The organism is Paenibacillus typhae, assembly GCF_900099765.1.
GTDB classification, from domain to species: Bacteria; Bacillota; Bacilli; order Paenibacillales; family Paenibacillaceae; genus Paenibacillus_AQ; species Paenibacillus_AQ typhae.
On record NZ_FNDX01000052.1, the window covers coordinates 15,786 to 41,576 of the forward strand.

At 55.4% G+C, this 25,791-nt stretch carries 22 protein-coding genes; 5 read left to right on the forward strand and 17 right to left on the reverse strand.

The genetic code is table 11. The annotated features are described in order from the left end of the window. Positions 1-12: 12 nt before the first annotated feature. From BLR64_RS26340 to ggt, 12 genes are all read right to left on the reverse strand, one after another. Positions 13-1,299: a Zn-dependent hydrolase gene (locus BLR64_RS26340; RefSeq protein ID WP_090719214.1), complete on the reverse strand. Its 1,287-nt coding sequence runs from the start codon at positions 1,297-1,299 to the stop codon at positions 13-15. Next, entirely contained in the window at positions 1,296-2,690 is a 1,395-nt protein-coding gene (allB, locus tag BLR64_RS26345) for an allantoinase AllB (RefSeq protein ID WP_090719216.1), read from the reverse strand. The genes BLR64_RS26340 and allB overlap by 4 nt, the downstream gene beginning before the upstream one ends. A gap of 37 nt (positions 2,691-2,727) precedes the next feature. Continuing rightward, entirely contained in the window at positions 2,728-3,102 is a 375-nt protein-coding gene (gene uraH, locus BLR64_RS26350; protein WP_090719218.1) for a hydroxyisourate hydrolase, read from the reverse strand. After that, positions 3,099-3,632, reverse strand: coding sequence for a 2-oxo-4-hydroxy-4-carboxy-5-ureidoimidazoline decarboxylase (uraD, locus tag BLR64_RS26355; RefSeq protein ID WP_090719220.1), 534 nt, complete (start codon positions 3,630-3,632; stop codon positions 3,099-3,101). Before uraD ends, uraH begins: the two co-directional genes overlap by 4 nt. A 164-nt stretch (positions 3,633-3,796) precedes the next feature. Continuing rightward, positions 3,797-4,726: an ABC transporter permease gene (locus tag BLR64_RS26360; protein ID WP_090719222.1), complete on the reverse strand. Its 930-nt coding sequence runs from the start codon at positions 4,724-4,726 to the stop codon at positions 3,797-3,799. 30 nt (positions 4,727-4,756) lie between these two features. Next, complete coding sequence (locus BLR64_RS26365; RefSeq protein ID WP_090719224.1) at positions 4,757-5,875, reverse strand: ABC transporter permease; 1,119 nt, start codon at positions 5,873-5,875, stop codon at positions 4,757-4,759. After that, positions 5,872-7,404, reverse strand: coding sequence for an ABC transporter ATP-binding protein (locus BLR64_RS26370; RefSeq protein WP_090719226.1), 1,533 nt, complete (start codon positions 7,402-7,404; stop codon positions 5,872-5,874). The genes BLR64_RS26365 and BLR64_RS26370 overlap by 4 nt, the downstream gene beginning before the upstream one ends. A 107-nt stretch (positions 7,405-7,511) precedes the next feature. After that, positions 7,512-8,687, reverse strand: coding sequence for a BMP family ABC transporter substrate-binding protein (locus tag BLR64_RS26375; RefSeq protein WP_090719228.1), 1,176 nt, complete (start codon positions 8,685-8,687; stop codon positions 7,512-7,514). Positions 8,688-8,904: 217 nt separating this feature from the next. Then, positions 8,905-9,525 carry an NTP transferase domain-containing protein gene (locus BLR64_RS26380; RefSeq protein WP_090719230.1) on the reverse strand — a complete coding sequence of 207 codons (621 nt, stop codon included), beginning with the start codon at positions 9,523-9,525 and terminating at the stop codon, positions 8,905-8,907. 114 nt (positions 9,526-9,639) lie between these two features. Then, a complete protein-coding gene (locus BLR64_RS26385; protein WP_090719232.1) occupies positions 9,640-11,214 on the reverse strand; it encodes a PucR family transcriptional regulator in 1,575 nt (524 codons plus the stop codon). Positions 11,215-12,621: 1,407 nt separating this feature from the next. After that, entirely contained in the window at positions 12,622-13,881 is a 1,260-nt protein-coding gene (locus BLR64_RS26395) for an amidase family protein (protein ID WP_167360791.1), read from the reverse strand. Positions 13,882-13,910: 29 nt separating this feature from the next. Beyond that, entirely contained in the window at positions 13,911-15,488 is a 1,578-nt protein-coding gene (ggt, locus tag BLR64_RS26400) for a gamma-glutamyltransferase (RefSeq protein WP_090719234.1), read from the reverse strand. A gap of 269 nt (positions 15,489-15,757) precedes the next feature. Here ggt and chrB point away from each other — a divergent pair, with 269 nt between their 5' ends. Continuing rightward, complete coding sequence (gene chrB, locus BLR64_RS26405) at positions 15,758-16,339, forward strand: chromate efflux transporter ChrB (RefSeq protein ID WP_279615492.1); 582 nt, start codon at positions 15,758-15,760, stop codon at positions 16,337-16,339. Further along, entirely contained in the window at positions 16,340-16,879 is a 540-nt protein-coding gene (chrA, locus tag BLR64_RS26410; RefSeq protein ID WP_090719238.1) for a chromate efflux transporter ChrA, read from the forward strand. Positions 16,880-16,894: 15 nt separating this feature from the next. On the opposite strand, the gene BLR64_RS26415 is transcribed toward chrA, so the two are convergent. Then, the gene (locus BLR64_RS26415; RefSeq protein ID WP_090719240.1) at positions 16,895-17,272 is read right to left on the reverse strand and encodes a PH domain-containing protein; all 378 of its coding nucleotides are present in this window, start codon (positions 17,270-17,272) and stop codon (positions 16,895-16,897) included. 449 nt (positions 17,273-17,721) lie between these two features. Here BLR64_RS26415 and abc-f point away from each other — a divergent pair, with 449 nt between their 5' ends. Beyond that, the gene (gene abc-f / locus BLR64_RS26420) at positions 17,722-19,671 is read left to right on the forward strand and encodes a ribosomal protection-like ABC-F family protein (RefSeq protein WP_090719242.1); all 1,950 of its coding nucleotides are present in this window, start codon (positions 17,722-17,724) and stop codon (positions 19,669-19,671) included. A 45-nt stretch (positions 19,672-19,716) separates the two neighbouring features. Beyond that, the gene (locus BLR64_RS26425) at positions 19,717-20,190 is read left to right on the forward strand and encodes an ASCH domain-containing protein (protein WP_090719244.1); all 474 of its coding nucleotides are present in this window, start codon (positions 19,717-19,719) and stop codon (positions 20,188-20,190) included. A 167-nt stretch (positions 20,191-20,357) separates the two neighbouring features. Here the strand turns inward: BLR64_RS26425 and BLR64_RS30450 are convergent, their stop codons facing one another. The 3 genes from BLR64_RS30450 to BLR64_RS26435 all read right to left on the reverse strand — a co-directional run bounded on the left by BLR64_RS30450 (position 20,358) and on the right by BLR64_RS26435 (position 22,330). Next, positions 20,358-20,510 (reverse strand): hypothetical protein, encoded by a 153-nt coding sequence (locus BLR64_RS30450; protein ID WP_167360788.1) that lies wholly within the window; start codon positions 20,508-20,510, stop codon positions 20,358-20,360. Positions 20,511-20,712: 202 nt separating this feature from the next. Further along, on the reverse strand, positions 20,713-21,330 hold the full coding sequence (locus BLR64_RS26430; RefSeq protein ID WP_090719246.1) for an NUDIX hydrolase: 618 nt from the start codon (positions 21,328-21,330) through the stop codon (positions 20,713-20,715). A gap of 46 nt (positions 21,331-21,376) precedes the next feature. Then, complete coding sequence (locus tag BLR64_RS26435) at positions 21,377-22,330, reverse strand: TRM11 family SAM-dependent methyltransferase (RefSeq protein WP_415841235.1); 954 nt, start codon at positions 22,328-22,330, stop codon at positions 21,377-21,379. Between the two features lie 262 nt (positions 22,331-22,592). Here BLR64_RS26435 and BLR64_RS26440 point away from each other — a divergent pair, with 262 nt between their 5' ends. Next, on the forward strand, positions 22,593-23,948 hold the full coding sequence (locus BLR64_RS26440; RefSeq protein WP_090719248.1) for a dipeptidase: 1,356 nt from the start codon (positions 22,593-22,595) through the stop codon (positions 23,946-23,948). Between the two features lie 92 nt (positions 23,949-24,040). Here the strand turns inward: BLR64_RS26440 and ltrA are convergent, their stop codons facing one another. Continuing rightward, positions 24,041-25,441, reverse strand: a complete 1,401-nt coding sequence (gene ltrA / locus BLR64_RS26445; protein ID WP_090719250.1) for a group II intron reverse transcriptase/maturase — start codon at positions 25,439-25,441, stop codon at positions 24,041-24,043. Positions 25,442-25,791 lie beyond the last annotated feature (350 nt).

Sequence of the window (25,791 nt, forward strand, 5' to 3'; positions counted from 1 at the left end):
TCCCTCTGATGTTCAGCTTTCTTTATAGGCCAGCTCGTATAGTACTGCCGTTAGAAGGTTAAGCCCGGCAGCCAGCTCATCCGGTGAAGAATACTCCTCCGGAGCGTGGCTGATGCCCGCCCGGCTCGGCACAAAGATCATGGCCGTGGGGCATACGGGAGCAAAGAGCTGGGCATCATGGCCTGCTCCGCTCACCATACTGCGGAAGCTTCTCCCTTGCTGACGTGCTATATGCTGAAGCTGTTGATTTAATCCCGTGTCCATAGGCGCAGGAGCTGTAGCCAGAGTAGCCGTAGCCTGCAGGGTAAGCCCACGCTTCCAGGCAATCTCTTCGAACGCAGCCAGCAGCATGGAACAAAAATGCTCCAGTGCATCAGCTTCACTATGCCGTACATCGAGTGTAAACTGCACCTCGCCGGGTATCACATTCGGCGTGCCCGGCACTGCTTCAAGCTTCCCGCAGGTAGCTACCAGCGGATTACCGGCTGCAATTGCCGCCTGCTCCATTGCCAGCAGCATCTCAGCAGCGCCTGCAAGCGCATCGCGGCGCAGTCCCATCGGGGTAGTGCCGGCATGGTTCGTGCTGCCGGCAACCTTTACACTATACCGCCGCTGTCCGACAATCGCCTCAACGATCCCGATCTCCAAGCCTGCCTGCTCTAGCACAATTCCCTGCTCGATATGCAGTTCAACAAATGTGCCAATATCCTCTCTGAGCGGAGCTCTCCCTGCCGCATAGCCGGCCGCGGCTGCTGTCCCGCAGTCTTCCGGCCTGCGCCCCAATCCGCAGCCCTCCATAGCTGAAGCGATCGTCACTCCTGCAGAGTCGGCACACCGCTGCGCTTCGCTTCCGTCATACAGCCCGGTAACGTTGCCCGAGCCCCAATAGGCGAGCGGAAAGCGGCTGCCCTCCTCCTCACAGAAGGCAACGGCCTCCACTGTCCGCAGCGGCTGGCCGAAGTTCTGCCTCAAGTAGTGGAGCGCAGTAACAGCAGCAGCAATCCCGTAGGCACCGTCATATTTTCCGCCATTCAGCACGGTATCGATATGCGAGCCCGTTAAAATCACTTTTGCGGCCGGCTGCGAGCCTGCAAACCTGCCATAGACATTCCCCACGCCGTCCGTCCTGACCTCCATGCCAAGCGCCGCCATTCTCTCCTGCAGAAAACGCTGCCCCTGCAGCCATTCCGGGGTGTAGAGCAGCCTGGATACGCCCGGCCCCGGAGCACTGAAGGCGGCAAGCTCCTCCAGCAGCTCCATCATCTGACGCGCCGGGGCTTTAATAGCTGGCGCGCTCATCGGGAGAACTCTCCTTCGTTAACCCGCAGCCATTCACCGCCGTCTTCAATCAGCAGCCCGTCTGCTGCGGTATACACTACTGTCCCGCGACTTATCGTTGCCGTTACTTTACAGGATAAAGTCATGCCGGTATAAGGGCTGTGTTTATGACGGTACAGGAGATTCTCTGACTCCAAGGTATAGGGATGGTTCGGATCCAGCAGGACCAGATCGGCATCCAGCCCCGGCTTGATGGAGCCTTTGCGGCGATCCAGCCCGAACCTCCGGGCCGGCTGCTCCGCCAATAGCGCCGCAATCTGCGTAACCGGCAGGCCCCGCAGGTTCACCCCTTCATGGAACATCAGCTCCAGACTGCTCTGCGCCCCGGAGATGCCGCCCCAGGCTTCGAAGAAGCTCAGGCCGGGATCAAGCTTCAGCTCAGGCGGACACGGGGAGTGATCGGAGGCGATCAGCTCAATCCGCCCGTCTGCCAGCACCTGCCACAGCTTTTCCTGCTCCTCCGGGCTGCGCAGCGGCGGTGCGCATTTGGCCAGTGCACCCAGCTCCTCCAGACTGTTCTCATTCAGAACCAGGTAATGCGGGCAGGTCTCCGCCGATACATCAAGCCCGCGGAGCTTCGCTTCATGAATCATATCAATAGCCGCCGCCGTGCTTATATGCACAAAGTGCAGCCGGCAGCCTGTGCGCTCACTGTACAGCAGCGCTCTCGCCACCGCCTCAAGCTCGGCCTCTGCCGGACGGGCAGCGGCGAAATCCCGCGCGCCGGTCCGGCCGCTCCGTACAGCATCAGCAGACAGTGCTGCCGTAATGGCCTCGCTCTCTGCATGCAGCGCCAGGATGCCGCCGAAGGAGGCAATCCGCTGCATCCCCTGATACAGCGTGTCGTCATCGACCTCGCGGAACCGGCCTTCCCCTTCACCGCCGGGATTGGAGATGAACGCCTTGAAGCCGGTAACTCCGGCTGCAGCCAGCCCCTCCAGCTCCTCCAGATTGCCGGGAACCAGTCCGCCCCACAGGACATAATCAACGGCAGAATTCCCTGCAGCCGCCTCAGCCTTAAGCTGCAGCGCAGCCAGATTTACCGTAGGCGGATTGCCGTTAAGCGGCATATCCGCATAGCAGGTGCAGCCCCCGGCGGCCAGCGCCGCCGAGCCGCTGCGGAAGCCTTCCCAGTGTCCATAGGAAGGTTCATTAAAGTGGACATGCATATCAATCATGCCGGGCAGCACATACAGTCCCTGTGCATCGATGACCCGGGTGTCCGGAAGAACCGGCAGATCCCGGCCCAGTGCAGCTATTTTCCCGTCCTTTACTGCAACATCCAGCTTGACTACTTCTCCGGGCAGCACTACATCCCCGTTCCTGATAATAAGCTCATATGATTCCTTCATAATCCGGCCACCTCCGCCATCGGTTCTATTTATTGTGTCAGCTTCCCCTGTACGTGCTGTACCCTCCGGGTGCTACTAGCAGCGGAACATGATAATGTTCTTCGGTATTCGTAATATTAAACCGGAGCGGAATCTGTTCCAGAAAAAGCACCCCGGAGTCCGCTCCCGCTTCTCCCGCGCCAGCCGCAGTGCCGCGGAAATAATCCCCGGCCATGAACAGCAGCTCATAGCTGCCGGGGGCAAGCTCCGCGCCGGTCAGCAGCGGAGCATCGAGCCTTCCGTCGCTGTTCGTCACCGCTTCGCACAGCGGCTCTTCCGACCCGCCGTCAAGCTTCCAGAGCTGGAGGGCCATCCCGGCTGCCGGACCTCCCCTTGCGAGGTCCAGCACATGGGTGGTCAGCCGCCCGCTCATAATGCGGACCCTTCAGGCTCCGGCAGCAGATCATGCAGCCGGAAGCCGGTGATCCGGCCGATTTCAAAGAGTGCTTGTTCCCGTTCCTGTTCCAGCGGATAATGCACCCGCTCGGAAATCGCCGCAATAATGTCGTCCTTGTTCTTGCCACGGACGGCCAAAATAAACGGAAAGCCGAACTTCTCTGTGTATGCCGCATTTAACCCTGTAAGCAATTCGAATTCTTCCGGAGTCAGCCGGTCAAGGCCCGCCCCCTGCTGCTCTGCCGCCGAGTACGCGGTAACCTGCAGCCTTGTGGCCAGATCCGGGTGGGATCTGAGCAGCTCTGTAACCTGACTGTCAGGCGCGCTTCGCGCTGTCTGCAGCATCGCACGGTGCAGCTCATCGACAGAATGAAACGGAATCTGCTGATAAGTCCCCTCTGCCACCCAAGGGGAATGTTCAAAAATCCCGCCTAACGCCACTACAAACTGTTCCCGGCTCATCCCGTTAATTTGCTCCAATGTTAAGGTATCTGTCTCTGCACTCATACTTCCGCCCCGCTTTCTATAGTCTTATTAACTGTGCAATGATATTTCTCATATCACTTCAAGGGTAAAAAAAGTCCATTTACTGTATTCAACCGGTTAGAAGTTCGAACTACAATAAATGGATTTTAATGATTATACCAGATAATCAGGCAAAGCTTCTTTCGTTAAAACCGCTGCTCGCGGATATAAGGCGTACCCAGTGATTCCGGAGTGCCCGAGGGCTTGTTGCGGTTACGGTAACCGAGATACATCAGCACCAGGATGGTTACGACATAAGGAATCATCTTAAGGAAGTAGGACGGAATCACGCTGCCAAGCAGCTGGATGCGGAATCCCAGTGAGTCCAGCGCACCGAAGAAGTAGGCGCAGAAAAGCGCGCGCAGCGGATTCCATCTCGCAAAGATGACGAGTCCGACGGCAATCCAGCCGCGGCCGGCTGTCAGGCCTTCATTCCAGGTCGGCGCATAGGCCAGCACCATGTCTGCCCCGGCAAGCCCAATCAGTGCAGCACCGGCAGTAACATAGCTGTAGCGGATCAGCTGCACCCGGATGCCCATTACATCCGCTGTCGCCGGATTATCCCCGACGGCCCGCAGATGCAGCCCCCAGGAGGTATGATGAATCAGCAGATGAAGCACCAGTACCAGCAGCAGGCTGAACCAGGTCAAATAATCCAGCCGTCCAAAAATATCCCCGATCACCGGGATTCCCTGGAGCCAGGTAAGATTAAGCTTGGGTGAAGTCCCCGGCAGGGGCAGGCCGCTGATGGACTTGCCTAAATAGGCGCTGAGTCCGCTGCCGAACAGCGTCATCGCCAGCCCCGACATCGTCTGGTTGGCCCTCAGCGTCACGCACAGGAACGAATGCACCATGCCAAGCACCGCTGTCACGGCAATAGCTGCAAGTAAGGCCAGCAGCAGATTGCCGCTGCGGATGTATACGATGCAGGTGGTCACCGCTCCCATCAGCATCAGCCCTTCCGCACCCAGCTGGATGATGCCCGCCCGCTCATTCAGGATACCGCCAAGCGTAGCCAGCAGCAGCGGGGTTCCCGCGGAAATGGCTGCTATCAATAACTGTGTAGTGAAATCCATATTCTAACTCCCTTCTCTCTAAAGCACCGACTACGCGCTCCGGCGTATGCGGAAACGGTGAATCATATCGCCGGCAATCAGGAAGAACAGGATCGAGCCCTGCAGCATTTCTGAAATAGACGAAGGCAATCCGATGGTTTGCACGCTATAGCCGCCGACAATCAGGCCGCCGAACAGGACGGAGGTAACGATCAGGCCGAGCGGATTCAGCTTGGCAAGCCAGGCGACGATGATTGCGGTGTAGCCGTAGCCGGGCGAGATGCCCTGCATCAGCTTGTGGGTTACCCCGGAGACCTCAGCCATACCGGCAATGCCCGCCAGCCCTCCGCTGATCAGCATTACGATAATAATATGCTTCTTGATATGAATGCCCGCATAACGTGCAGCCGTCGGATTCGCACCGATCAGCCTCAGTTCATAGCCCCAACGGGTAAATTTGACCATCAGGAAGTAGATAAATACGGCGACCAGTCCGAAGATCAGACCGATATGCAATCGTGTCGTTCCCAGAACCGGCAGCGACTGCGCAGCCGTAAACATCGGTGATCCCGGGAAATTGAAGCCCGCAGGATCTTTCCACGGACCAAACACCACATAGTCAAGCGCCAGCAGCGCTACATAATTCAGCATCAGCGAGGTAATCAGCTCATTTACACCAAAATGCGTGCGCGGGATAGCAGTCATCAGACCCCAGAGTGCACCTGCAGCCGTACCAAAAATCAGCATCAGCGTAATGGCCCAGAAGGACGGCAGATCGGGAAAATAAATCGTTACTGCCGTAGCCGCCATCGCCCCGACAGTAAGCTGCCCCTCAGCACCGATATTCCATACGGAAATCCGGTAGGCTACAGCGATACCAAGGCCGCACAGCAGCAGCGGGATTGCTTTTACCATCGTTTCCGTGAAGCCGTAGGAGGTGCCGAAGGCGCCGCGGAACATTTTCTCATACACCGTAACCGGATTCATCCCGTTCGCGGCTATAAATACCGCACACAGCAGGAGCGCCAGGATAACGGACAGAATCGGCGACCACCACGGAGAGCGGGTACGGCTTGAATCGTATTCCAGCCGCAGCCCGAAACGTTTGCCAGACTTGGCCGGAAGCGGCTCCAGAACCGCCGCCGTATTGCCTGTATTTTTTGGACTCATACCGCACTGCCCTCCCTGTGCCGGATTCCGGCCATCATCAGACCAATCTGTTCCCTGTCGGCATGCTCATGATCGCTTTCGCCGATGATTGCGCCGTTGTAAATAACCAGAATCCGGTCTGACAACTGCAGAAGCTCATCGAGATCCTCTGAAATCAGCAGCACGCCGCTGCCGGAGCTCCGCAGCTCCATCAGCAGCTCATGTACACCCGCAGTAGCTCCTACATCAAGCCCTTGTGTAGGGTGAACGGCAACCATCAGCTTCGGCTTATGGCTGACCTCACGGGCGAACAGCAGCTTCTGCTGATTCCCGCCGGATAACTGCTGCACCGGAGTATCCAGTTCGGGCGTCTTGACATCAAAGCGCTGCACCAGCTCCTGTGACCACAGACGGTTCTTCGCCGCCTTCAGAATACCAAATTTGGAGTGCTCCTCCGTGCGGTAGGATTTGAAGAGCAGATTATCAACCGACCCCAGCCGTCCGGCCAGACCGCTCTTCATACGGTTCTCCGGCACATGGGAAATTCCGGCATCAATGGCGCCGCGGACCGAGGCTGTTTTTACCCGGCTGCCATCAAAAATGATCTCCCCGTTCTTCCAGGTTCTAAGACCCGTAAGCACCTCTGCCAGCTCCTTCTGCCCGTTGCCCGCAACCCCCGCAACGCCGACAATCTCACCTTCACACACGGTGAGCGACAAGCCGTCAAGCGCCTTGCGGCCGTGATCAGCCGAGACCTCCAGACGGTTGACAACAAGCAGCGGCTCTCCCTGGGTGGCTTCCCGTTCCTGGCGGCTGATCGTCACTTCCCTGCCAACCATCAGGCGGGCCAGCTCCAGCTCATCTGTCTGTGCCGTAGCCAGTGTGGCAATCATTTTGCCTTTGCGCATAACGGAGATCCGGTCAGAGGAAGCCATGACTTCCTTCATCTTATGAGTAGTCATAATAACCGTCTTGCCCGCCTGCTTCATTACACGCAGCGTTTCAAACAGCTGCTCCGCTTCCCCCGGCGTAAGCACGGAAGTCGGCTCATCCAAAATGATGATGTCCGCCCCCCTATACAGCGTCTTGACGATCTCCACACGCTGCTGTTCACCGACGGACAGCTGCCAAATTGGCCGGTTAACCGGAAACTTCAGCCCGAACTGTTCTCCCAGCGCTTCAATCTCCTCACGCTTCTGCCTGATCCACTTGCTCCCCCGCCAGAAAGACGACTTTTCGCCAAGCACGATATTTTCCGCTGCCGTGAGCGTCTGCACGAGTCTGAAATTCTGAAACACCATCCCGACCCCCAAAAGCGCCGCATCCTTAGGGGAGCGGATTCTGGCAGGCTTGCCGTGAATCAGAATTTCGCCTTCATCCGCCCGGTATACACCTGACAGCATGCTCATGACTGTGCTCTTACCTGCTCCGTTCTCACCAAGCAGCGCGTGAACCTCACCCGCGTTTGCCGAAAAATCGACTTGATCGCTTGCCGTTACAGAACCGAATCTCTTCACAATCCCGCGCATTTCAACCGAATGGTCCTGCATAATGGGATGCTCCTTCCTTATAGTTGTAGTACGGGTGGGGAAGGTTCCATTCATCCGGAACCCGCCCCACCCATAGGAACATGAAGTATGATATTAAAGTTAAGCTATTATTGCGGGATTGTGCCCTCTACGCCTTTGACAAGCCAGTTCATGCCCAGAACCTCTTCGAGCGTAAGCTTCTGGCCTTCCTGAACCTTGACGTTGCCCTGGTTATCAGAGATCGGGCCGGTGAATACATCCAGCTCACCGCTGATGATCTTAGCCTTCGCTTCCTCTACCAGTGCCTTCACATCATCAGGAACCTTGTTGCCGAACGGTGCCAGCTCAACCATACCGTCTGCCATATCCCCGGAATACTGCTCGCTCTTCCACGTTCCGTCCATTACCGACTGGACAGCCTTCACGTAGTAGGGGCCCCAGTTCCAGACCGGGTTGGTCAGGTAGTTATCCGGCGCATACTTGCTCATATCCGAGTCGTTACCGCCTGCATAAGCTCCGCGTTCAGCAGCTGCCTGAAGGGTAGCCGGAGAATCCTGATAAGCCAGCAGGACATCTGCGCCTTTATCCAGCAGACTGATTGCCGCCTGGCGTTCCGTTGCCGGGTCATACCAGGTGTTGGTCCAGACCACATCTACCTTAATGTCCGGATTAACGCTTTGAGCACCGAGTGTAAATGCATTCAGATTATAAATAACTTCGCTGATCGGAAAAGCTCCTACATAACCGAGATGATTTTTCGTAGTCATTTTTCCGGCGGCGATACCTGTGAGATAACTTGCCTGATAGTTCTTGCCGAAGTAGGTGCCCATATTCTCAGCTGTCTTGTAGCCGGAAGCATGGAGGAATTTCACGTTAGGAAATTTGCCCGCTACATTGAGGGTAAAGTCCATATATCCGAAGCTTGTGGTGAATACGATATCGTGGGATTGTGCCAGTTCAGTAATAACGCGCTCCGCATCAGCACTTTCCGGAACATTTTCAACGAAGTCGGCTTTGATGCCGAGCTCTTTTTCCATGTACAAACGGCCTTGGTCATGCTGATACGTGTAACCGCCGTCGCCCGGAGGCCCGATGTAGACAAAAGCAACTGTCGGCTTCTCTGCCGCCGGCTCTGTTGTTGCCGGTGCTTCTGTTGCAGTCCCTGCATTCGCCGCAGCCGGCGCCTCCGTTGCAGCAGTGTTAGATGGTGCAGCATTGTTGTTGCCTCCGCAGCCAGCCAGCACTACTGCAAGCAGGAACATAAGCATTAAACTTACCGTAAATCCCTGACCCCTTTTTTTCATAATTCTCCTCCTCCAGGATATCTCTCTTAATGGCTGAAACCATTAATGTATCTCTACTATACTGAGACAGAGCGTTTACGTAAATTTACATAACATACGTTTGTGCTATATAATAAGAACTTTACAGGTTTTTGTGCTTAATGCACTAAACTAAAGCGAATTATACTTAAAATATGTGATTTTTACTGACATTCGACTGGAAAATCGCCCTTCAATGTCAGCTTTTTCCGCGGAGACTCCACTCATTACGGGCTTCATACATATCAAACCGAGGATCAGCATCAGACAAGAAGTCTGCAGCATCAGGCTGCAGAACAGCTCCCTTGTACTCGGAGGACCGCCAAATCCCCGCAGCCCCTTCCTCTCCTTCCAATCCCTGCAATACCGTGAACATTTTTCTGGAAAACAGAGCCGGCGGCATCGCCAGCCCTTCATGGGCTCCGGCCACATAATCAAGCTCCGGATTCCGCATATACATGTCCTTCAGCCGGTTTACAAGCGAAGATGTAACAGAGTTCTGACCGGCTAGTGCAACCACTACAGCATCAGGCTGCAGCGGCAGAATAGCATTCAGTCCGCAGCGCAGGGAAAACGACAGTCCCAGATGGGCGGTCAGGCAGGTTTCAGTCCGCCTTGAGCTCTGCTCAGCGGCAGGCGGCAGCCATTCCAGATTGTCATCTGCCCGGACAACCACGACCAGCGGATCAAGGGTGCAGCGTTCAAGCTCACTGACCACCACACTTTTCGGTGTAACCTTCCGAGACAGCTTCGGCGATGTTTGGGGTTCTCCCGCCCGTCTGCCATGCCCTGCCGCCAGGTAAATACCGGCTACTCTCATTGTTCCCGCTCCTTTCGGCGGCGCCCGGCGCCTGCTCTTTTTTGGATTTAACTTGGTTGTACAGCATTTCCGAGTTGCTGCTTATCTTGATGTCCGGCAAAAACGTCTGCAGTATTATTCACGTTCCAGCATTTTGCGGAACACAAACACCAGCTTAAGCCTCATCAGATCATTGATCTTTTTAAAATCGACATCCAGCAGCTCACTGAGCTTCTCAATACGGTAAGTGGCCGTATTGCGGTGGATGAACAGCTTTTTGGCTGTTTCGTTGACATGACCGTCATTCTCCAGATAAACCTCCAGCGTATGGAGCATCTCCCTGACATATTCCGGCTCCCGGCTGAGCAGTCCGCGAAGATTGCCGGTGATGTATTTCTTCATTGACTCTTCAGGAATCTGGCCGAGCAGAAGATTCAGCTCAAGCTGCCGGTAATGCACTACATTCCCGAATGCCCCCCAGTGCTGGGACATAGCCATACATTCCCTGACCTCGGCAAAAGCTTCTTTCAGTCCCTCCGGCTTCACCTTGACGCTACTGGCAGCAGCCCGCGGATAATATCCTGTATCAAGCTTCAGGTTATCAAAGCACTCATATATCAGCTCACGGAACTCCCCTGCACTCAGCCCGTTAGCCGGAAACAGTGATACCAGCCCCTCATCCATCAGAACATGAATGGCATTTAATTCCCGCAGGGCAGGATGCTCAGCATATTCTTCCTTCAGCCGGAGCAGCTCCCGCTGCCGTTCATCCCCGCCTGCTGCCGTTTCTGTCAGCAGCACTTGAAAAGGTGAATGCAGCAGCTTCACCCCCAGCCTCAAGGCTGCCTGGGACAGCTCACTGCAGGACAGCCCGCCGCTCAGGCAGCGGCGCAGCAGCCCGCTGAACTCCCTGTGCTCAGCCAGCTCGAAATAATCCTCATACCCCGAATGAATATGAAATGAAATCAGTTCAGCCCCCTGGATAAATAAGCTTTCTTCCACAGGCAGCAGAAGGGGATCAATCTGACAGTATAAAAGATAACCCGAGCACTTTTCCCCCTGCATCAGCGGAAGCCGCAGACCGGTTCTGTCTCCGATCCGGAAGCGCTGGCTGCGGTTCTGCCAAGGCCAGCCTTCCAGCAGCTGACGGCTTGCATACTCCGAGTTGTTATAAACAACGTCTCCCCGGCTGCTTACAACCGCAAGCTTATATCCGATCACCTCAGAGACGGATTCAAACAGCGGACCGCTGCGTCCCGAACGCAGGGCGAAGCGCATCAGCTTGCGCTGCTTCTCCATAATCTCCTGCAGCATGCTGGTGCTTCGCGACAGTTCAGCGCGGAACAGCCCGTTCATCTGGTCGGAGAACGTAAACTGGAACGGCAGCTCAATCAGCGGAAAGTTCAGCGTCTCCGCCTCGGCAATCAGCTCCTCAGGCACGGTATCCCAGAAACGGCCCAGCTTGATGCCTAGCGCCGACGAGCCCCTCCGGTTCAGCGTCTGCAGCAGCGCAGAGGCATCCTCCAGGCTGTCCTTGATCAGATAGGCGGTCGTTAACAGCATTTCGCCCTCTTTTATCCAGTCCGAGATATCCGGCGCATCCATAACATTGATCGACTTTACAATTCTGTGCTTGCCCCTGGCCCCTGCAATAAGCTTGGCTTCGGATAAAGGATAAATGGACAACGCTTCTTCGACGGTAAGATGCATGCCACCCCTCCTTAAGTAAATACGTTTATTTAACCATCGTTCTTTATGTTACTTTATGTAACATTATAGATAAAATAACCCCTATTGGAAAGATAAAAGTAAAGAATATAGTATATTATGTTAGGTAAAATGACGCATTTCACATAATTTTAAAGATCGGGAGTGAGGAAAATGAAGCTTCTGGAAAATAAAGCGACTGGCCGAGGGTGCATTTGTTGAGGAAGACAGCTCGGGAATAGGCCTATTGTGCCCTTTTAGCGGGGTGAGCCATGCGGGGAGGTTCCCTTGTACTATGGACGATGGGTAACCTCTACTTTGATGTGAAAAGCAGAATCTTGTGAAAATAGAATCTAATGTGTTCCATACCTCAGAAATATCGTGTTGCAGGCAGTCTGTCCTATTTTTATAGAATTGATTGTATGACATACATATCTGGCTCGAAGTCTCCGCCGTCCGGGAGGCGAACTACCTGTATAAAGTCCGGTGTAAGTGACCAGCGCAGAAGATTAGCAGGAAAAAAAGTATTAATACTGTGGCGTAGCCTTCTGTTGTTGGATGGATGCTGGCTGGATGTTGGCTGGATGATTGTTGGGCGCTTGGGTGATTGTTTACTTGAATCCTTGATGGATAGTTGTTTTATGCTTGGTTTGGTGCCGGGACTTGCTAATAAGTGTTTTGGGCTTATGGTTGTGTGGGGTGGGTGGGTTGTGTGGGGTGGGTGGGTTGCGTGGGTTGTGTGGGTTGCGTGGGTTGCGTGGGTTGCGTGGGTTGTGTGGGTTGCGTGGGTTGCGTGGGTTGCGTGGGTTGCGTGGGTTGGGTTAGCTTAGTAACTTTACGTGGTTGTCTCGGGCATCTGTGCTACATTTAGTATTTAGTATTTTCTGAGCGTCCCAATATTTAGTTGGATTTTAGCAGCTTATTTTTACCTTTTTTCTGTTTTTCTAAGCTTTAGTTGGAAAATAGACACTTATTTCAGCCCCCTACTCTCCATTAGGGATGAAACTGTAAAATTAAGTGGTGTTTTTCCAACTATCCTTCCCGTTTCGGTAACTTGGCGGAGAATTAGATGACGAAATTCCACTTAGTTCAGTTAGCGGCCAGTGGTGAGTTGTACAAACTACACCTATCTCGCGGTAGCGGCTAATTTCACAGCAAATAACTGCACAAAGTGCAGTTACAAAGCGCTGTTATATTCACAAGCAAATCAGACAACCTGATTAAACCAGACCACGACCGCCGCGAAGCCAACGGCAGCAGACTGTAGCCAGGCTCTTGCTTCTATAATGACCCGGAGCCAGAACGGTTGCAGGCAGCTAATACTGTCTGCTGAGCCGGAGCCCGGGTAGACTCCAGTTCTGACGGCATTCCCAACGTGCCGGATAAGAAACAGGATGCGCAGCTCGTCATTTAATACCAGGCACTCCGCACCCAAGAGAGCAGGCGGAGATCCTGCCCGTGGCCGCCGATGACGGACAGTCCCAGCGGGAGACCCTCAGGCCCCTCCACCGGCAGGGTAATCTGCGGCAGGCCGGCAAGCCCGGCAATGCAGCTAAGCATCATAGCGCCGCTGCGGTTGCGTTCCAGCTGCTGCAGGTCTCCGCCCAGCAGCGGAGCCGGTCCCGGGACGGTCGGGATGACCAGGCAGCGGTCCTCTCCGAGCAGTTGCCGCAGCCTGCCGGCAATCTCACTGCGCAGCGCGGCCGCCCGGCTGTGGTCCTGTCCGGCGATGCTTGCCGCCCAAGAGAAACGGGCTGCGATATCCGGTCCGAACTCCGGCTGCTCCTGCCTGATCCATTCACCATGAGTCGTCCAGATTTCTGAAGCCTGCAGTTCCCTGAACACATCCATCCAGCTTTTCAGCCCTTCGGCTGAAACAACGTTTTCTATTGTCTCATCCGCTGTTGCCTGCAGCCGGCTGAGTTCCCGCTTCAGACAGGCGGCACTTGACGGCTCAGCCAGCGCCCAGCAGTCCGCAGGGAGATACAGCCTGCTCATTCTGTCTTCGGCCGGGGCAGCTCCAGAACCAGAACCGGATGTGATTCCAGACAGAGACAGACTTACTCCGCCGGCGTCCGTTACATCCGCCTGCTCAGAGGCCATCCCACCCGCATCAAGCAGCACCCTCCCCACAACCTCCAGCAGCTCGAGGCTGTCCGCCATCCAGCCCACCGTATCAAATCCCGGAGCCAGCGGAATAACACCCTCCATCGCCGCGGCTCCATGGGTAGGACGGAAGCCGTACACGCCGCAGTAAGCAGATGGGACACGGACCGAACCGCCGGTATCCGTTCCAAGTGCAAAATCCACCGCGCCGGAGGCTACCGCCACCGCCGACCCGCTGGAGGAACCACCGGGAATCCGTCCGGCTCCGCGCGGGTTTACAGGGGTGCCGTAATGAGCGTTTTCGCCGCCCAGGCTGTACATCAGCTCATCGGTATGAGCTGCGCCGCATAAGGATGCCCCCGCCTCCAGCAGTTTAACAACAGCCGCCGCATGTGCCGCAGAAGGCCTGTGGCTGCGCAGCCACGCGGGATTCCCGGCAGAAGAGCTGTGGCCGGCTACTGCGAACACATCCTTTACTGCGAACCTGAGCCCCTTCAATTCCCCCTGCCGCGAGCCGGAGACTTCCAGCTCCGGAGCAATAAAAGCTCCGTAATTATTATCCAGTATCATCTCTCCCGCTCCCTTCCTGCCGGCTACCACCCGATTGCCGCTCCGTCACACCGCGGATCGGTTCCGCCGCTGCGGAGACCTCCGCTGTCTATTCCAATAACATGGGCATGGCCCATGATGCCGTCAAAAGCGGCTGCAGGCCGCACCAGATGCCCGGCGCCCGCCAAGGCATCCAGCACCTGCTGCCCCGCACGCTGCTCAACCTTCAGCTCCTGGGTCGGCTCTCCCCAGGTTCTGCCCCATACAAACCTTGGGGCACTCACCGCCTCCAGCGGATTCATGCCGTAATGCAGCAGCCTCGTCAGCAGCAGCGTCTGCGTCTGCGGCTGCCCTTCCCCGCCCTGTGTCCCGTACAGATAGGCGGGCTTTCCGTCCCGGCACGCCATCGCCGGCATCAGCGTATGGAATGTGCGCTTGTGCGGCTCCAGTGTATTGATATGCCCCGGGTCCAGTGAGAAGAATGAACCTCGGTTCTGCAGCAGAATGCCGGTATCCCCGGCAACAACCCCTGAGCCGAATTCAAAATAGAGGCTTTGAATGAACGACACCGCATTGCCGTCACCGTCCACTACAGCGGCGTAAGCCGTATCCCGGCCGACCGGTTCACTTCCAATCGCCGCCGCACGGCTCATCGAGATGGAGGCTGCAAGCTGCTGCGCATATCCTTTATCCAGCAGCCGGTCCAGCGGAACCGGATGGTGAACCGGATCCGTCAGCACCTGGTCCCGGTCACGGAAGCTCAGCTTCAGCGCTTCCACCAGCAGATGGTAATATTCATAGGAGCCATGCTCGATACCGCCAAAATCAAAGCGCTCCAATATATTCAGTGCCATCAGTGCTGCAAAGCCCTGCGAGTTCGGCGGCGCCTGATAGATGCTGTAGCCGTGATAACCGGTCGAGACGGGCTCAGCCCATTCCCCGTGATGATCGGCAAAATCATCACAGGTAAGATACCCGCCCGCAGCCCGCATATAATCGCTTATGTCCTGCGCAATCTGCCCCTTGTAGAAGGCGTCGCGGCCCCCCGACGCCAGGGCACGCAGCGTCCCGGCCAGCTGCGGCTGCACAAACCTCGACCCGGCGGCCGGCACCGCACCGCCGGGCAGGTACACCGCCGCCGCGCCGGGGCTCAGCGCGGCTCCGGCAAGCACGCTGCCCCCGTGCTGGTCCGGGGACAGCGGAAACCCCGCGGAGGCGTGGCTGATCGCCGGCTCCAGCACCTCCGCGAAGGCCAGGCGGCCGTATTCGCCCTGGACCGCCGCCCAGCTGTCCGCCATTCCGGGTACCGTAATGGCGCTGCGCACCCCGCGCCGGGGAATCGCGGCTTCCCCGGCATACAGGTCCCTGCGGACGCCGTAGCCGGACCGTCCGCTGCCGTTATAGGCACGTACGCGCCCTTCGGCCGCGCTGTACGTGAGCCAAAAAGCATCGCCGCCCAGCCCCGTCATGTGCGGGTACACCACGGCCAGCGCCGCGCTGACCGCGACCGCCGCATCAAAAGCATTGCCGCCCCTGTGCAGGATTTCCGCGCCAGCGGCGGAAGCCAGGTAATGGGGGCTGACCACCATTGTTTTTGTACCGGTCACCGGCTGTTTCGTCATGCGCCATCCCCCTCTGCTGTTCGTTTAAAGTTACCGTCATTTAACCGTACGGCAAATTAACCTGTCAATGCACTAAGAACAAACTCAAATTCAGGACACCTCTTTTTGTATACGGTGCACAAAGATTCGGGCAAACCGCGTTTTCCCGGTAGTTGACCGGCAGCAGCTGGTATAGAATGTTCCAAAACCTTGTTCGTTTCAGCTCCTGCATAAATGTACTATCCTGCAGAAGACTGACTGTTCCGCATACATATCTTAGGAGGGGTCCTGTGAAAAAAGCCAAAAATGATTATGTACAGCTCGCCGTTGCCATGTGCAGAACAGGCATACTCGGCTACGGCGGAGGGCCTTCTGTCATTCCGCTGATCCGGCATGATGCCGTAACCCGGTACAACTGGCTGAGCGACGACGAATTCGGGGAGACACTGGCCATCGCCAACGCCCTTCCCGGCCCGATCGCCACCAAAATGGCAGCCTATCTCGGATACAAGCTGAAGGGAGTCCGGGGCGCATTCCTATCCGTTCTCGCCCACATTTTACCCAGCTGCATCGCGATGATCGCCCTGCTCTCTGCCGTCAATTACTTAAGCGGCTCCCGGACAGTAGCGGGTATGATTGCTGCAGTTTCACCTGTGATTGCAGTTATGCTCGGAATGATGGCTTATGAATTTGCCCAAAAAGCATTTAAAGGGCTGGGAAAATGGATCGGGGCCGCTTTTCTGCTGCTGGCTCTGGTGCTGCTGGAGGTACTGCATGTGCATCCGGCCATCGTAATTGTGCTTTTTCTGGGCTATGGAACCGTTCACTACCGGATACTCGCCAAAAAACACAGCAAGGGGGGAACCGCCTAAATGGAATGGCTTGAGCTGATTTACGGCTTTTTTATGGCGAATCTGCTGGGCTACGGCGGCGGCCCCTCCTCCATCCCGCTGATGTATGAGGAGATTGTCACGCATTTCGGCTGGCTGACCGATGAGCAGTTTTCCAATATGCTGGCGCTCGGCAACGCGTTACCCGGCCCGATCGCGACTAAAATTGCTGCTTACGTAGGTTACGATGTGTTAGGCTGGGCAGGTGTCGTCCTTGCGCTGCTGGCTACAGTCCTGCCTTCGGCTGCAGCCCTGATCATCCTGCTCCGGATCATGCAGAAATACAAGCAGTCGCCTGTCGTAAAAGGTATGACGCTGCTTGTGCAGCCGGTTATCGCGGTTATGATGACTGTGCTGACGATTAAAATGGCACAGAGCCCGGCGGAAGCCATCGGGATCTGGCAGACGCTGATGATCGCCGCTCTTGCTTTTGCCGCCATGAAGTGGCTGAAGCTGCATCCCGCGCTGGTAATTGTGGCCGCTTTTGCCTATGGAGCGTTCGTGCTCCCTTATACCGTCTGATATGCCGCCGAAGCATTATTTCAGAATATACTGCGACAGCACCGCCTGCACCTCATAAATATTGACCGATTTATTGAATGTCTTCTTCAGCGGCAGGCTACTGCCCGATACATACAGACACAGCTCCGCATCCAGATCGAAATGACCTGCCGTTTCCACGGAGTAATGGGAGATGCTTTTATAGGGGATCGAATGATATTGTGTCTTCTTGCCGGTCATACCCTGTTTATCGACGAGAATCAGCCGCTTATCGGTAAAAATAAACATATCCCGGATCAGTTTGTACGCCCGCTCGATCCTTTCGCCCGTAGCCAGAATGCGTGCATATTCGCGCTGTACATCAGCGAGCTCCACCTGGGTTGCATTCCCCAACAGCCCGTCAAAAATCGTCATAGCCCCGCCTCTTTCCTCAGAAAAGTTTCCGGGCGCCGCCGCGCCCTTTTACATCCTACTTATGCCGCCAAAGATATATGATTGCAGTGATCAGGCTTTTTTCTCTTGCATCTTCCGGCGATATTGGTTACACTAACCTTAAATTTGTAAAAAGGAGGTGTGGGGAAATGGATCACAATGTGACTAATAGTGTTAATAGCCGGCTGATTACGATCATGTCTGGCATCGTTCATGTAAATGCCATCAACGGGAGAAGTCTGTCCATTTACAAGAACTCAATAACACTACACAATTGTGAAATGCCTTTCCAGCCACACTTCAACGGATAAGCTATACTGCCGGAGAATGTTCAGGGCCGCGGGGAAATTTCCTCGCGGTCTTTTTGTGTCCATTTGCTGGCCTCAATCCTGGAGAATTCGGCTGGAGGCATTATATAAAGGAGAATACCTATGATTATCTCATGCCAAAATGTCCAGAAATACCACGGTGCCCAGCTTGTTCTGAGTGACATCACCTTCGATATCCGCCAGGGGGAAAAAATCGGCCTGATCGGCCGCAACGGCTGCGGCAAAACCACCCTGTTCCGCCTGCTGAGCGGAGAAGAACGCCCGGATCAGGGCCAGATCTCCATCCGCCGGGGCAGTGTCGTCGGCCTGCTCGCACAGATTCAGGAGGCCGAGACCCGGGACACCGTCTATACCGTACTCCAGCGCAGCTTCGCTGAGCCGCTCGCCTGGCAGAGCCGCCTCCGTGAGCTGGAGCAGCAGATGTCCGGACTTGACGCCGGGACGGATGAAGCCGCCTGGAACAGGGTGCTCAAGGAATACGGCGTCCTGCAGGAGAAATTCGAAGCGGCCGGCGGATATGAAATCGACGCCTCCATCCAGCGTGTCGCCTCAGGGCTCGGCATTGCCGGATCCCAATATGAGCGCGAATTCGCCTCTCTCTCCGGCGGCGAGAAAACCAAGGTTGGCCTGGCAGAGCTGCTGCTCCGCCGTCCGGATGTGCTGCTGCTCGATGAGCCGACGAACCATCTGGATATGGGGGCGATCGAATGGCTGGAGCAATATCTTCTGGCTTATGACGGCACCGTGCTGGCGATTTCTCATGACCGTTATTTCCTGGATGCCGTAGTCAAAAAGGTTGTCGAGATCGAGGATGGGGAAGCCATCACCTACCACACCAATTACAGCGGCTATCAGGTGGAAAAGGAAACCCGGCTGCTTCAGCAGTTCGCCGATTACCAGGAGCAGCAGAAGAAGATCAAGCAGATGCAGGAAAGCATCAAGCGGCTGATCGAATGGGGCAACCGCTCCAATCCGCCTAACCCTTCCTTCCACCGCCGGGCTGCTTCGATGCAGAAGGCGCTGGACCGGATGGTCAAGATCAAGCGGCCGGTTCTGGAGCGCAAAGCAATGGATCTGCAGCTGCAGCAGGAAGACCGGACCGGCAATCAGGCTGTCATCCTCGACCGGATCAGTAAAAGCTACGGCAGCCGTACCCTCTTTACCGGCGCCAGTGACATTCTGAGATACGGCGAAACGGCCGCGCTGATCGGCGGCAATGGCGCCGGCAAGAGCACGCTGCTGCGGATGATTCTCGGCCAGGAGACGCCGGACAGCGGCAGCTGCATGCTTGGCTCGCGGGCGGCCGTCGGTTATCTGGCCCAGGAGGCTGTGCCCGAGGACGGCAAGCTGTCCGTGCTCCGCTATTTCCGCGAGGAAGCAGGAATGGAAGAGGGCGAGGCCCGCGGGCAGCTTGCCCGCTTCCTCTTCTACGGCAGCGATGTCTTCAAAACCATCGGGGGTCTGTCCGGCGGGGAATGGACGCGGCTGCGCTTTGCGGTGCTGATGCACCGCCGGCCGAACCTGCTCATCCTGGATGAGCCGACCAACCATCTGGATATCGACTCCCGCGAAGCACTGGAAGAAGCCTTGGAGGAATTTCCGGGCACCGTGCTGGCTGTATCCCATGACCGCTATTTCATCAACCGCTGCTTCGGGAAGCTCTGGGCGATTGAGGACGGCCGTTTCCATGCTTTTAACGGTAACTATGAGTACTACAAGGAGAAGCAGGCGGAGCAGGCAGCTGCCGTTTCCAGTGTGCCTGCAGGAAACGGAATTCTGCCTGCCGGCAAGGGCGGGCTCCAATATCATGCACAAGCCCCGGCAAACGGCATAGCCTCCTCACGTAAACAGCGCTCTGCTATAGCCTGGGAGCAGGAAATCGCCGCTGCCGAGGAGCGGCTCGGCCGGATTGACGCCGAAATGCTGGCTCCCGGCATCGCCAGTGATGCAGTGAAGCTGGCTGAGCTGCAGCACACCCGCGACACGGCCCAGGCTGAGCTGGATGAGCTATACACAGCCTGGATGGACGAAGCTGAGCAGAAATGTTTCTAAGCAACTTTTGGCCGTCACAACCATAAAAAGATAAAGGAGATAACAATGACACAAAACGCAGCAATATCGGAATATTGGCAAGCTTACGTAGAGGAGCACCCGGAGGCGGCGGATCAATTCGACAGCGCCTGGGCCTTCGGTGACAGTCCCCGGCTGGCGGATGAATTGCTGGAGCTGGTGCTGAGAGGAATCAAGACCGGGACAGCCTCAAACAAGACCGTCTATGAACAGCAGGGCATCAGCCTGCCTTTTATCGGCGGACACTCGATCCTGCTGGACGGCCAAGGCGCACCGCGGGCAATAATTGAAACAACGCATATCGAGACTGTACCCTTCAACGAAGTGACCGCTGAGTTCGCTTACTCCGAGGGTGAGGATGACCGGTCTCTGGAGTCGTGGCGCCATGAGCACGAGGTTTATTTCACAAGAGAATTCCAGCGTTACGGCATGTCTTTCGATCCGTTGATGCCGGTCGTGTGCGAGAACTTCCGTGTAGTGCATGTGAAGCAGCTCCCTTAACCGGAAGCCAAAAAAGGCTGGTTCTCCTTCTCCACAGGGGGCCAGCCTTTTTTATAACATTCATGCAGCAATAATTCTGCCCAAACCAAAAAGGCCGCTTCTTTGTCATAAAGAAACAGCCTTTACCCATATAATTTTATTTAGTACAGCTATTAGTCAGCGATGTTTTACCGCCATATCCCCATGATCCAGCCGAATACCGAGATCCATAAGGGAATGCTGATCAGAACGCCCCATACAAGCCCGGTAGCAATATTGCCTTCGGCAGGACGTGCTGTGCTCTCCTGAGTAAGCGGAAGTCTTAACTCTTCTTGTTCCATTGCGATCCCCTCCTAAAATATCTTATCGTCACAGTAGAGGAAAAAATGTAGACCGCCTGGCCTAAAAAATTAGGATTTCCGCAATATATTTTAGATACAAAGGCTCAGCGGTTTAAATTGTAAATGCTTTCATAATTAATATTAACCAAATTTTGTCTAATAAAACTTATAAAAGCCGGTGTATTTTATTATATGCAGCAGATTAGTCCAATATGACTGGTTTTTGGGGATTTTTGAGGAATTCAAAAAGCGTTCTAATCTGCTTCTCTGTATTACGTTCCCGGGACAGCTCCGGAAGTTCATTTTCCGCAAAAAAGCCTACCCCGTCCGTCTCCACGCCTCCGGCCGCTTCCCCGCCCGTAATCCGGCACAGAATGAAAAATTTGTAGACATGATACGGCTCCGGCGGATGCTCATGAAACTTTTTGTCCAGCACCGCCAGCAGCCGCACTGCCTCCGCCTGATACCCCGACTCTTCGGCAATCTCCTTAACCGCTACTTCGCTCGGCGACAGCCCGATATCTCCCCAGCCTCCGGGCAACGCCCAGTTCCCGTCCAGCTTCTCGCGGACCAGCAGAATCTTATTGTCCTGAAAAATAACCCCGCGGATATCCACCTTTGGCGTGCAATAACCCTCGTCCCCCGCAAAAGCGAGCCGGATCTTCTCCTTGCTCTCATAAGTATAGTTCGCCAGAATATCTACACTCAGCTCACGCAAGGCCTGATAACGTTCAATATCATAGACATCCTTCGCATATGTAAGCCCGGTCTGGGCAATGGCCTGGATTTCTTTGGCCCATGTTAACCATTTCTCTTCCACAGCTCGTACCTCCACTCCAAGGATAGGATAATTGGTCGGGCCGCCTTTACACGCACAGCATCAAATGGCGGGAAAAGGCACCCTTGCGGGCCACACAGCGGTCGATAATCCTGAATCCGGCCTTGCCGATCATCTCATCCATCGCCTCTATCGCTACAATGACAACCCGGTCAGCAATTCTGCGGGCGTTGACGAGAATATCAAACTGCTCCTCCGGTGTAATACTGGAGTACAGATTATAAGGCATGTCCACAATCGCGGCATCGTAATGCTCCGTGATGTCCGCAATATCCCCTAAAGTGACCGGTGCATCGAAGCCGAAGTGGGCAATGTTGGTCCGTGCCCCCTGGGCAATGAACGGGTTGATGTCCCGGCCGACGATATCGATTCCCATGGACAGCGCTTCGATCATGACCGTTCCGATGCCGCAGCAGGGATCAATGGCCCGGATACCGGCCGGATCAGGTACAGCCATGTTGACTGCGGCGCGGGCTACACGTGTGCTGAGGGCGATGGAATAGCTGCGCGGCTTCTTGATCTGGCGGAACCAGGTCGCGTTGTTCTTATGGTAAGCTCCGAAATACCAGCGGCCGCCCAACGTCACGATGCCGTATACCAGCTCCGGATGATTCACATCCGCTTCCCCTTCGATACGCAGGCCGATTTCGCGCTCAATCACCCTGCGTTCATTGTATTCAATTTTGCGCTCGGGCGGCAGATCATTGGTCTTCACAAAAATGACCTTGAACGTCTTTCCGTTCAGCTCAACCTGCTCCGTCTGGTCATAAATCTCCGGCAGGCTGTCGCCTGTGTACATGACCTCGATCATTTCCTTAATGAACGGGCTGCGGCTGGGCTCTACTCTGATTCCGCTCCCGAAAATCCCCTGCGGGATGTCCTTCCCGAACAGGCAGCGCAGCTCCATTCCGCATAAGTCCTGCTCGTCCCCCGAGCACGCATACGTATAAATATAAGCAGGATCTGCTTCCTGCCGGTTCAATTGCCCTTCCTGCTCCTTGCCTGGTTCCATGTTCACTGGCACTGTCACTTCCGCTCCTGTCTGCTCATAAGTCAGTTAAGTCTAGCACGGTTATGGGGCGTAATCAATAACTGCAAGTCTGCTTTGATTCCGGAAGCTTCTCCAGTATAATGGAGGCATTACACTGCCAAACCAGCCGGTGGTCAATTAACGGCCCGGTTGAGGTTTTGAGCTTTACCTGACGGTTATGCGCAGCGAAACTCCAAGGAGGTACATATCCCTTATGTCCTATGAACAATATTTTCAGGCTGAGCGTGAAGCTCAGCTGGACGAACTGAAGCAATGGCTTTCCATTCCGAGTATTTCCGCCCTTTCTGTACACAAGGAGGACGTTCAATCGGCCGCCATCTGGCTGACTGAAACCCTGAAGCGCGCCGGACTGGAAAACATCGAAATCCATCCTACAGCAGGTCATCCCGTCGTTTATGCCGATTACCTGCACGCTCCGGGAAAACCGACTATTCTGGTTTACGGCCACTATGATGTGCAGCCGGTTGATCCGCTGAATCTGTGGACCACCCCTCCGTTTGAGCCGGAAATCCGTGACGGCAAGCTGTATGCACGCGGAGCAACCGACGATAAGGGCCAGGTATTCATGCACATCAAGGCCATTGAAGCCATTCTCAAGCAGGAAGGCACACTGCCAGTCAACATCAAGCTCTGCATTGAAGGCGAAGAAGAAATCGGTAGCATCCATCTGCCTCCGTTCCTGGAAGCTAATCAGGACAAGCTGGCGGCTGATGCCGTGCTGGTCTCCGATACAGCCCTGCTGGAACGCGGACGCCCGGCGATCTGCACCGGACTGCGCGGTCTTTGCTCCATGGAGGTTACTGTTCACACGGCCTCCACGGACCTGCATTCAGGGTCGTACGGCGGCGGGGTACCCAATGCGCTGCATGCTCTTGTGTCCCTGCTCAGCTCCCTGCATGATGACCAGGGCCGCGTAGCTGTGGAAGGCTTCTACCAGGGCGTGCCTGAGCTGTCCGCGCTGCTGCGCGAGGAATTTGCCAAGCAGGGCGTGAACGAAGAGAAGATCAGAGAATCCCTCGGCCTTGAGCAGCTCTACGGCGAAGAAGGCTACAGCTTCGTTGAACGTGTAGGCGCCCGTCCGACCCTTGAGCTTAACGGCGTCTACGGCGGATTCCAGGGCGAAGGCAGCAAGACCGTTATTCCGAAGGAAGCCCATGCCAAGATCACCTGCCGTCTCGTCGGCGACCAGGATCCGCAGCATATCCTTGATGCTGTGGAAGCGCACCTGAAGACAAACATCCAGAAGGGTGCCACCGTAAAAGTGAAACAGATGGAAAAAGCGCGCGCCTTCAATATTGATCCGTCTGATCCGATTCTGCAGACCGCAGCGGATGCTTTTGGCAAAGTCTACGGGACACGCGCCCTCTTCACCAAAGACGGCGGTTCGATCCCGATCATGGAGAGCTTCTCCCGCATCCTGAAGGCACCGGTTGTGCTGATGGGCTTTGGCCTGGATGACGAGAACCTGCATGCTCCCGATGAGCACTTCAACCTGGAGAACTTTGATAAAGGCCTGCTGACCATTGTCGAGTTCCTCAAAACCGTCTAATCCCGGTTAAACACAAATCGAGTAGGAGGCTACCCATTAATAGAGTAGCCGACCTCTCACACCACCGTACGTACCGTTCGGTATACGGCGGTTCAACCGCATGAGTGCAATTCACGTAGACGCTCGTACTGTGCAGGGAAGTCATAATACCCGGCCTGTGCGAGCTTTTCGTTTGTTATCGAACGGGATAGCACCGGGCTTCCGGCCACTCGCCAGTAGCCCAGGCGAGAGTTCCCCCATTGGTAGGCCTGCCACTCCGGTATTCCCAGTTTCCGTAGGTTCTGTACCTTTGTTTTGGGCTTCTTCCATTGCTTCCAGATGTACATTCGCAGGCGTCTTCGCAGCCATTCGCTCCAACCTTGCAGTATCCGTTTCATGTCCGCCACATAGTAGTAGCCCATCCATCCCCGAATGTATATCTTCACTTTCTCCATGACTTGGCGCACATTCCTGCCCTGACTGCGACTCGTCAGTTCTTTCAATTTCTTCTTTGCTTTGGCGAGGGATTGACTATGGGCTCGGATATATACTCCATCCCTGTTCTTTCCCAAGGCAAAGCCAAGAAACTTGAAATGCTTCCGCGCCACTACGCTCACGACCTTACTTTTCTGCGTATTCATCTGGAGTCTTAGTTTGCTCTCCAGGTACTTCCGGCAGGATTCCAGAAGCCGCGTCGCTGCCCGTTTGCTCTTCGCCAGCACCACGATGTCATCTGCATACCGAATGACGTTTACTCCACGGCTGCTCATTTCCTGGTCGAATTCGTTCAGGTAAATGTTCGCGAGCAGCGGAGATAATGGTCCTCCTTGCGGAGAACCTTCCTCCGTTTTGCAGTGCACCCCGTTCTCCATAACCCCACTTTTCAGATATTTCTTAATCAACTCGGTTACACGTTTATCTTGAATTTGTTTACGCAAGAGGTTCATTAGCAGCTCATGGTTCAGGGTGTCAAAGTATTTGGAAAGGTCGATTTCTACGGCGTAGCTGTAGCCCTGTTCTGCGTAGGCTTTTACTTGCCGGATGGCCTGCTGCGCGCTCCGCCCGGGCCGGTAGCCGTAGCTTCCGTCTGAGAAGAGCGGCTCAAACAGCGGTTGCAGCTGCTGGGCGATCGCCTGCTGGATCACTCGGTCCACGACTGTGGGTATGCCAAGCTTCCGTACTCCACTTCCATCTGGTTTGGGAATTTCCTTGCGCCGTACCGGGCTTGGCTTGTACCTTCCTTCCCGGATATTTCGCAACAGCTCGCCCTTATGTTCCTGTAACCATGGCAGCGCATCTTCGACGGTCATTCCGTCGATTCCCGGCGCTCCATGGTTGCGTTTAACCTGCTTGTACGCTCTGTTCAGATTATCTCTGTCCAGAATCTGTTCCAGCAGGTCCATTGCACCGTCTCTTTCTCTACGTTCCCGAATGTCGGCACTCCGCGCTCCCGCATACTCTTCGCGTTCCACGTTATCCCTTTGCGGGCAGCCCTTCCGGTATTCTGCTTTCATCGCGCCGACTCTCCTTCCTGTATGCACTCGAGACTTACGATTGTTCGGCCCTTCCCGAAAAAAAAAAACTTTCCGGTACTATGGCCTCTGCTGACTTCTCACAGCAAGCTTTACTCCGTCTTTCGGATTTTTTTTCTACCGGACGTCTGTGAGATCTCCCCGGGTAAGAGCGATAACTTTCCCCTCATCTATCTGCCACATTTACATCCTGGGATTCGGGCAGTATTGGACTTCGCTTTGTTAGGCAAGCTCGTCCGTCCCAGCATGCCTTCTATGTGATTTCTGTTCGTCAGACCGAGGGTTTGCCTCCGGCTTCCTTCAGATTCCACCTCGCGGTGGACACCCTTGCC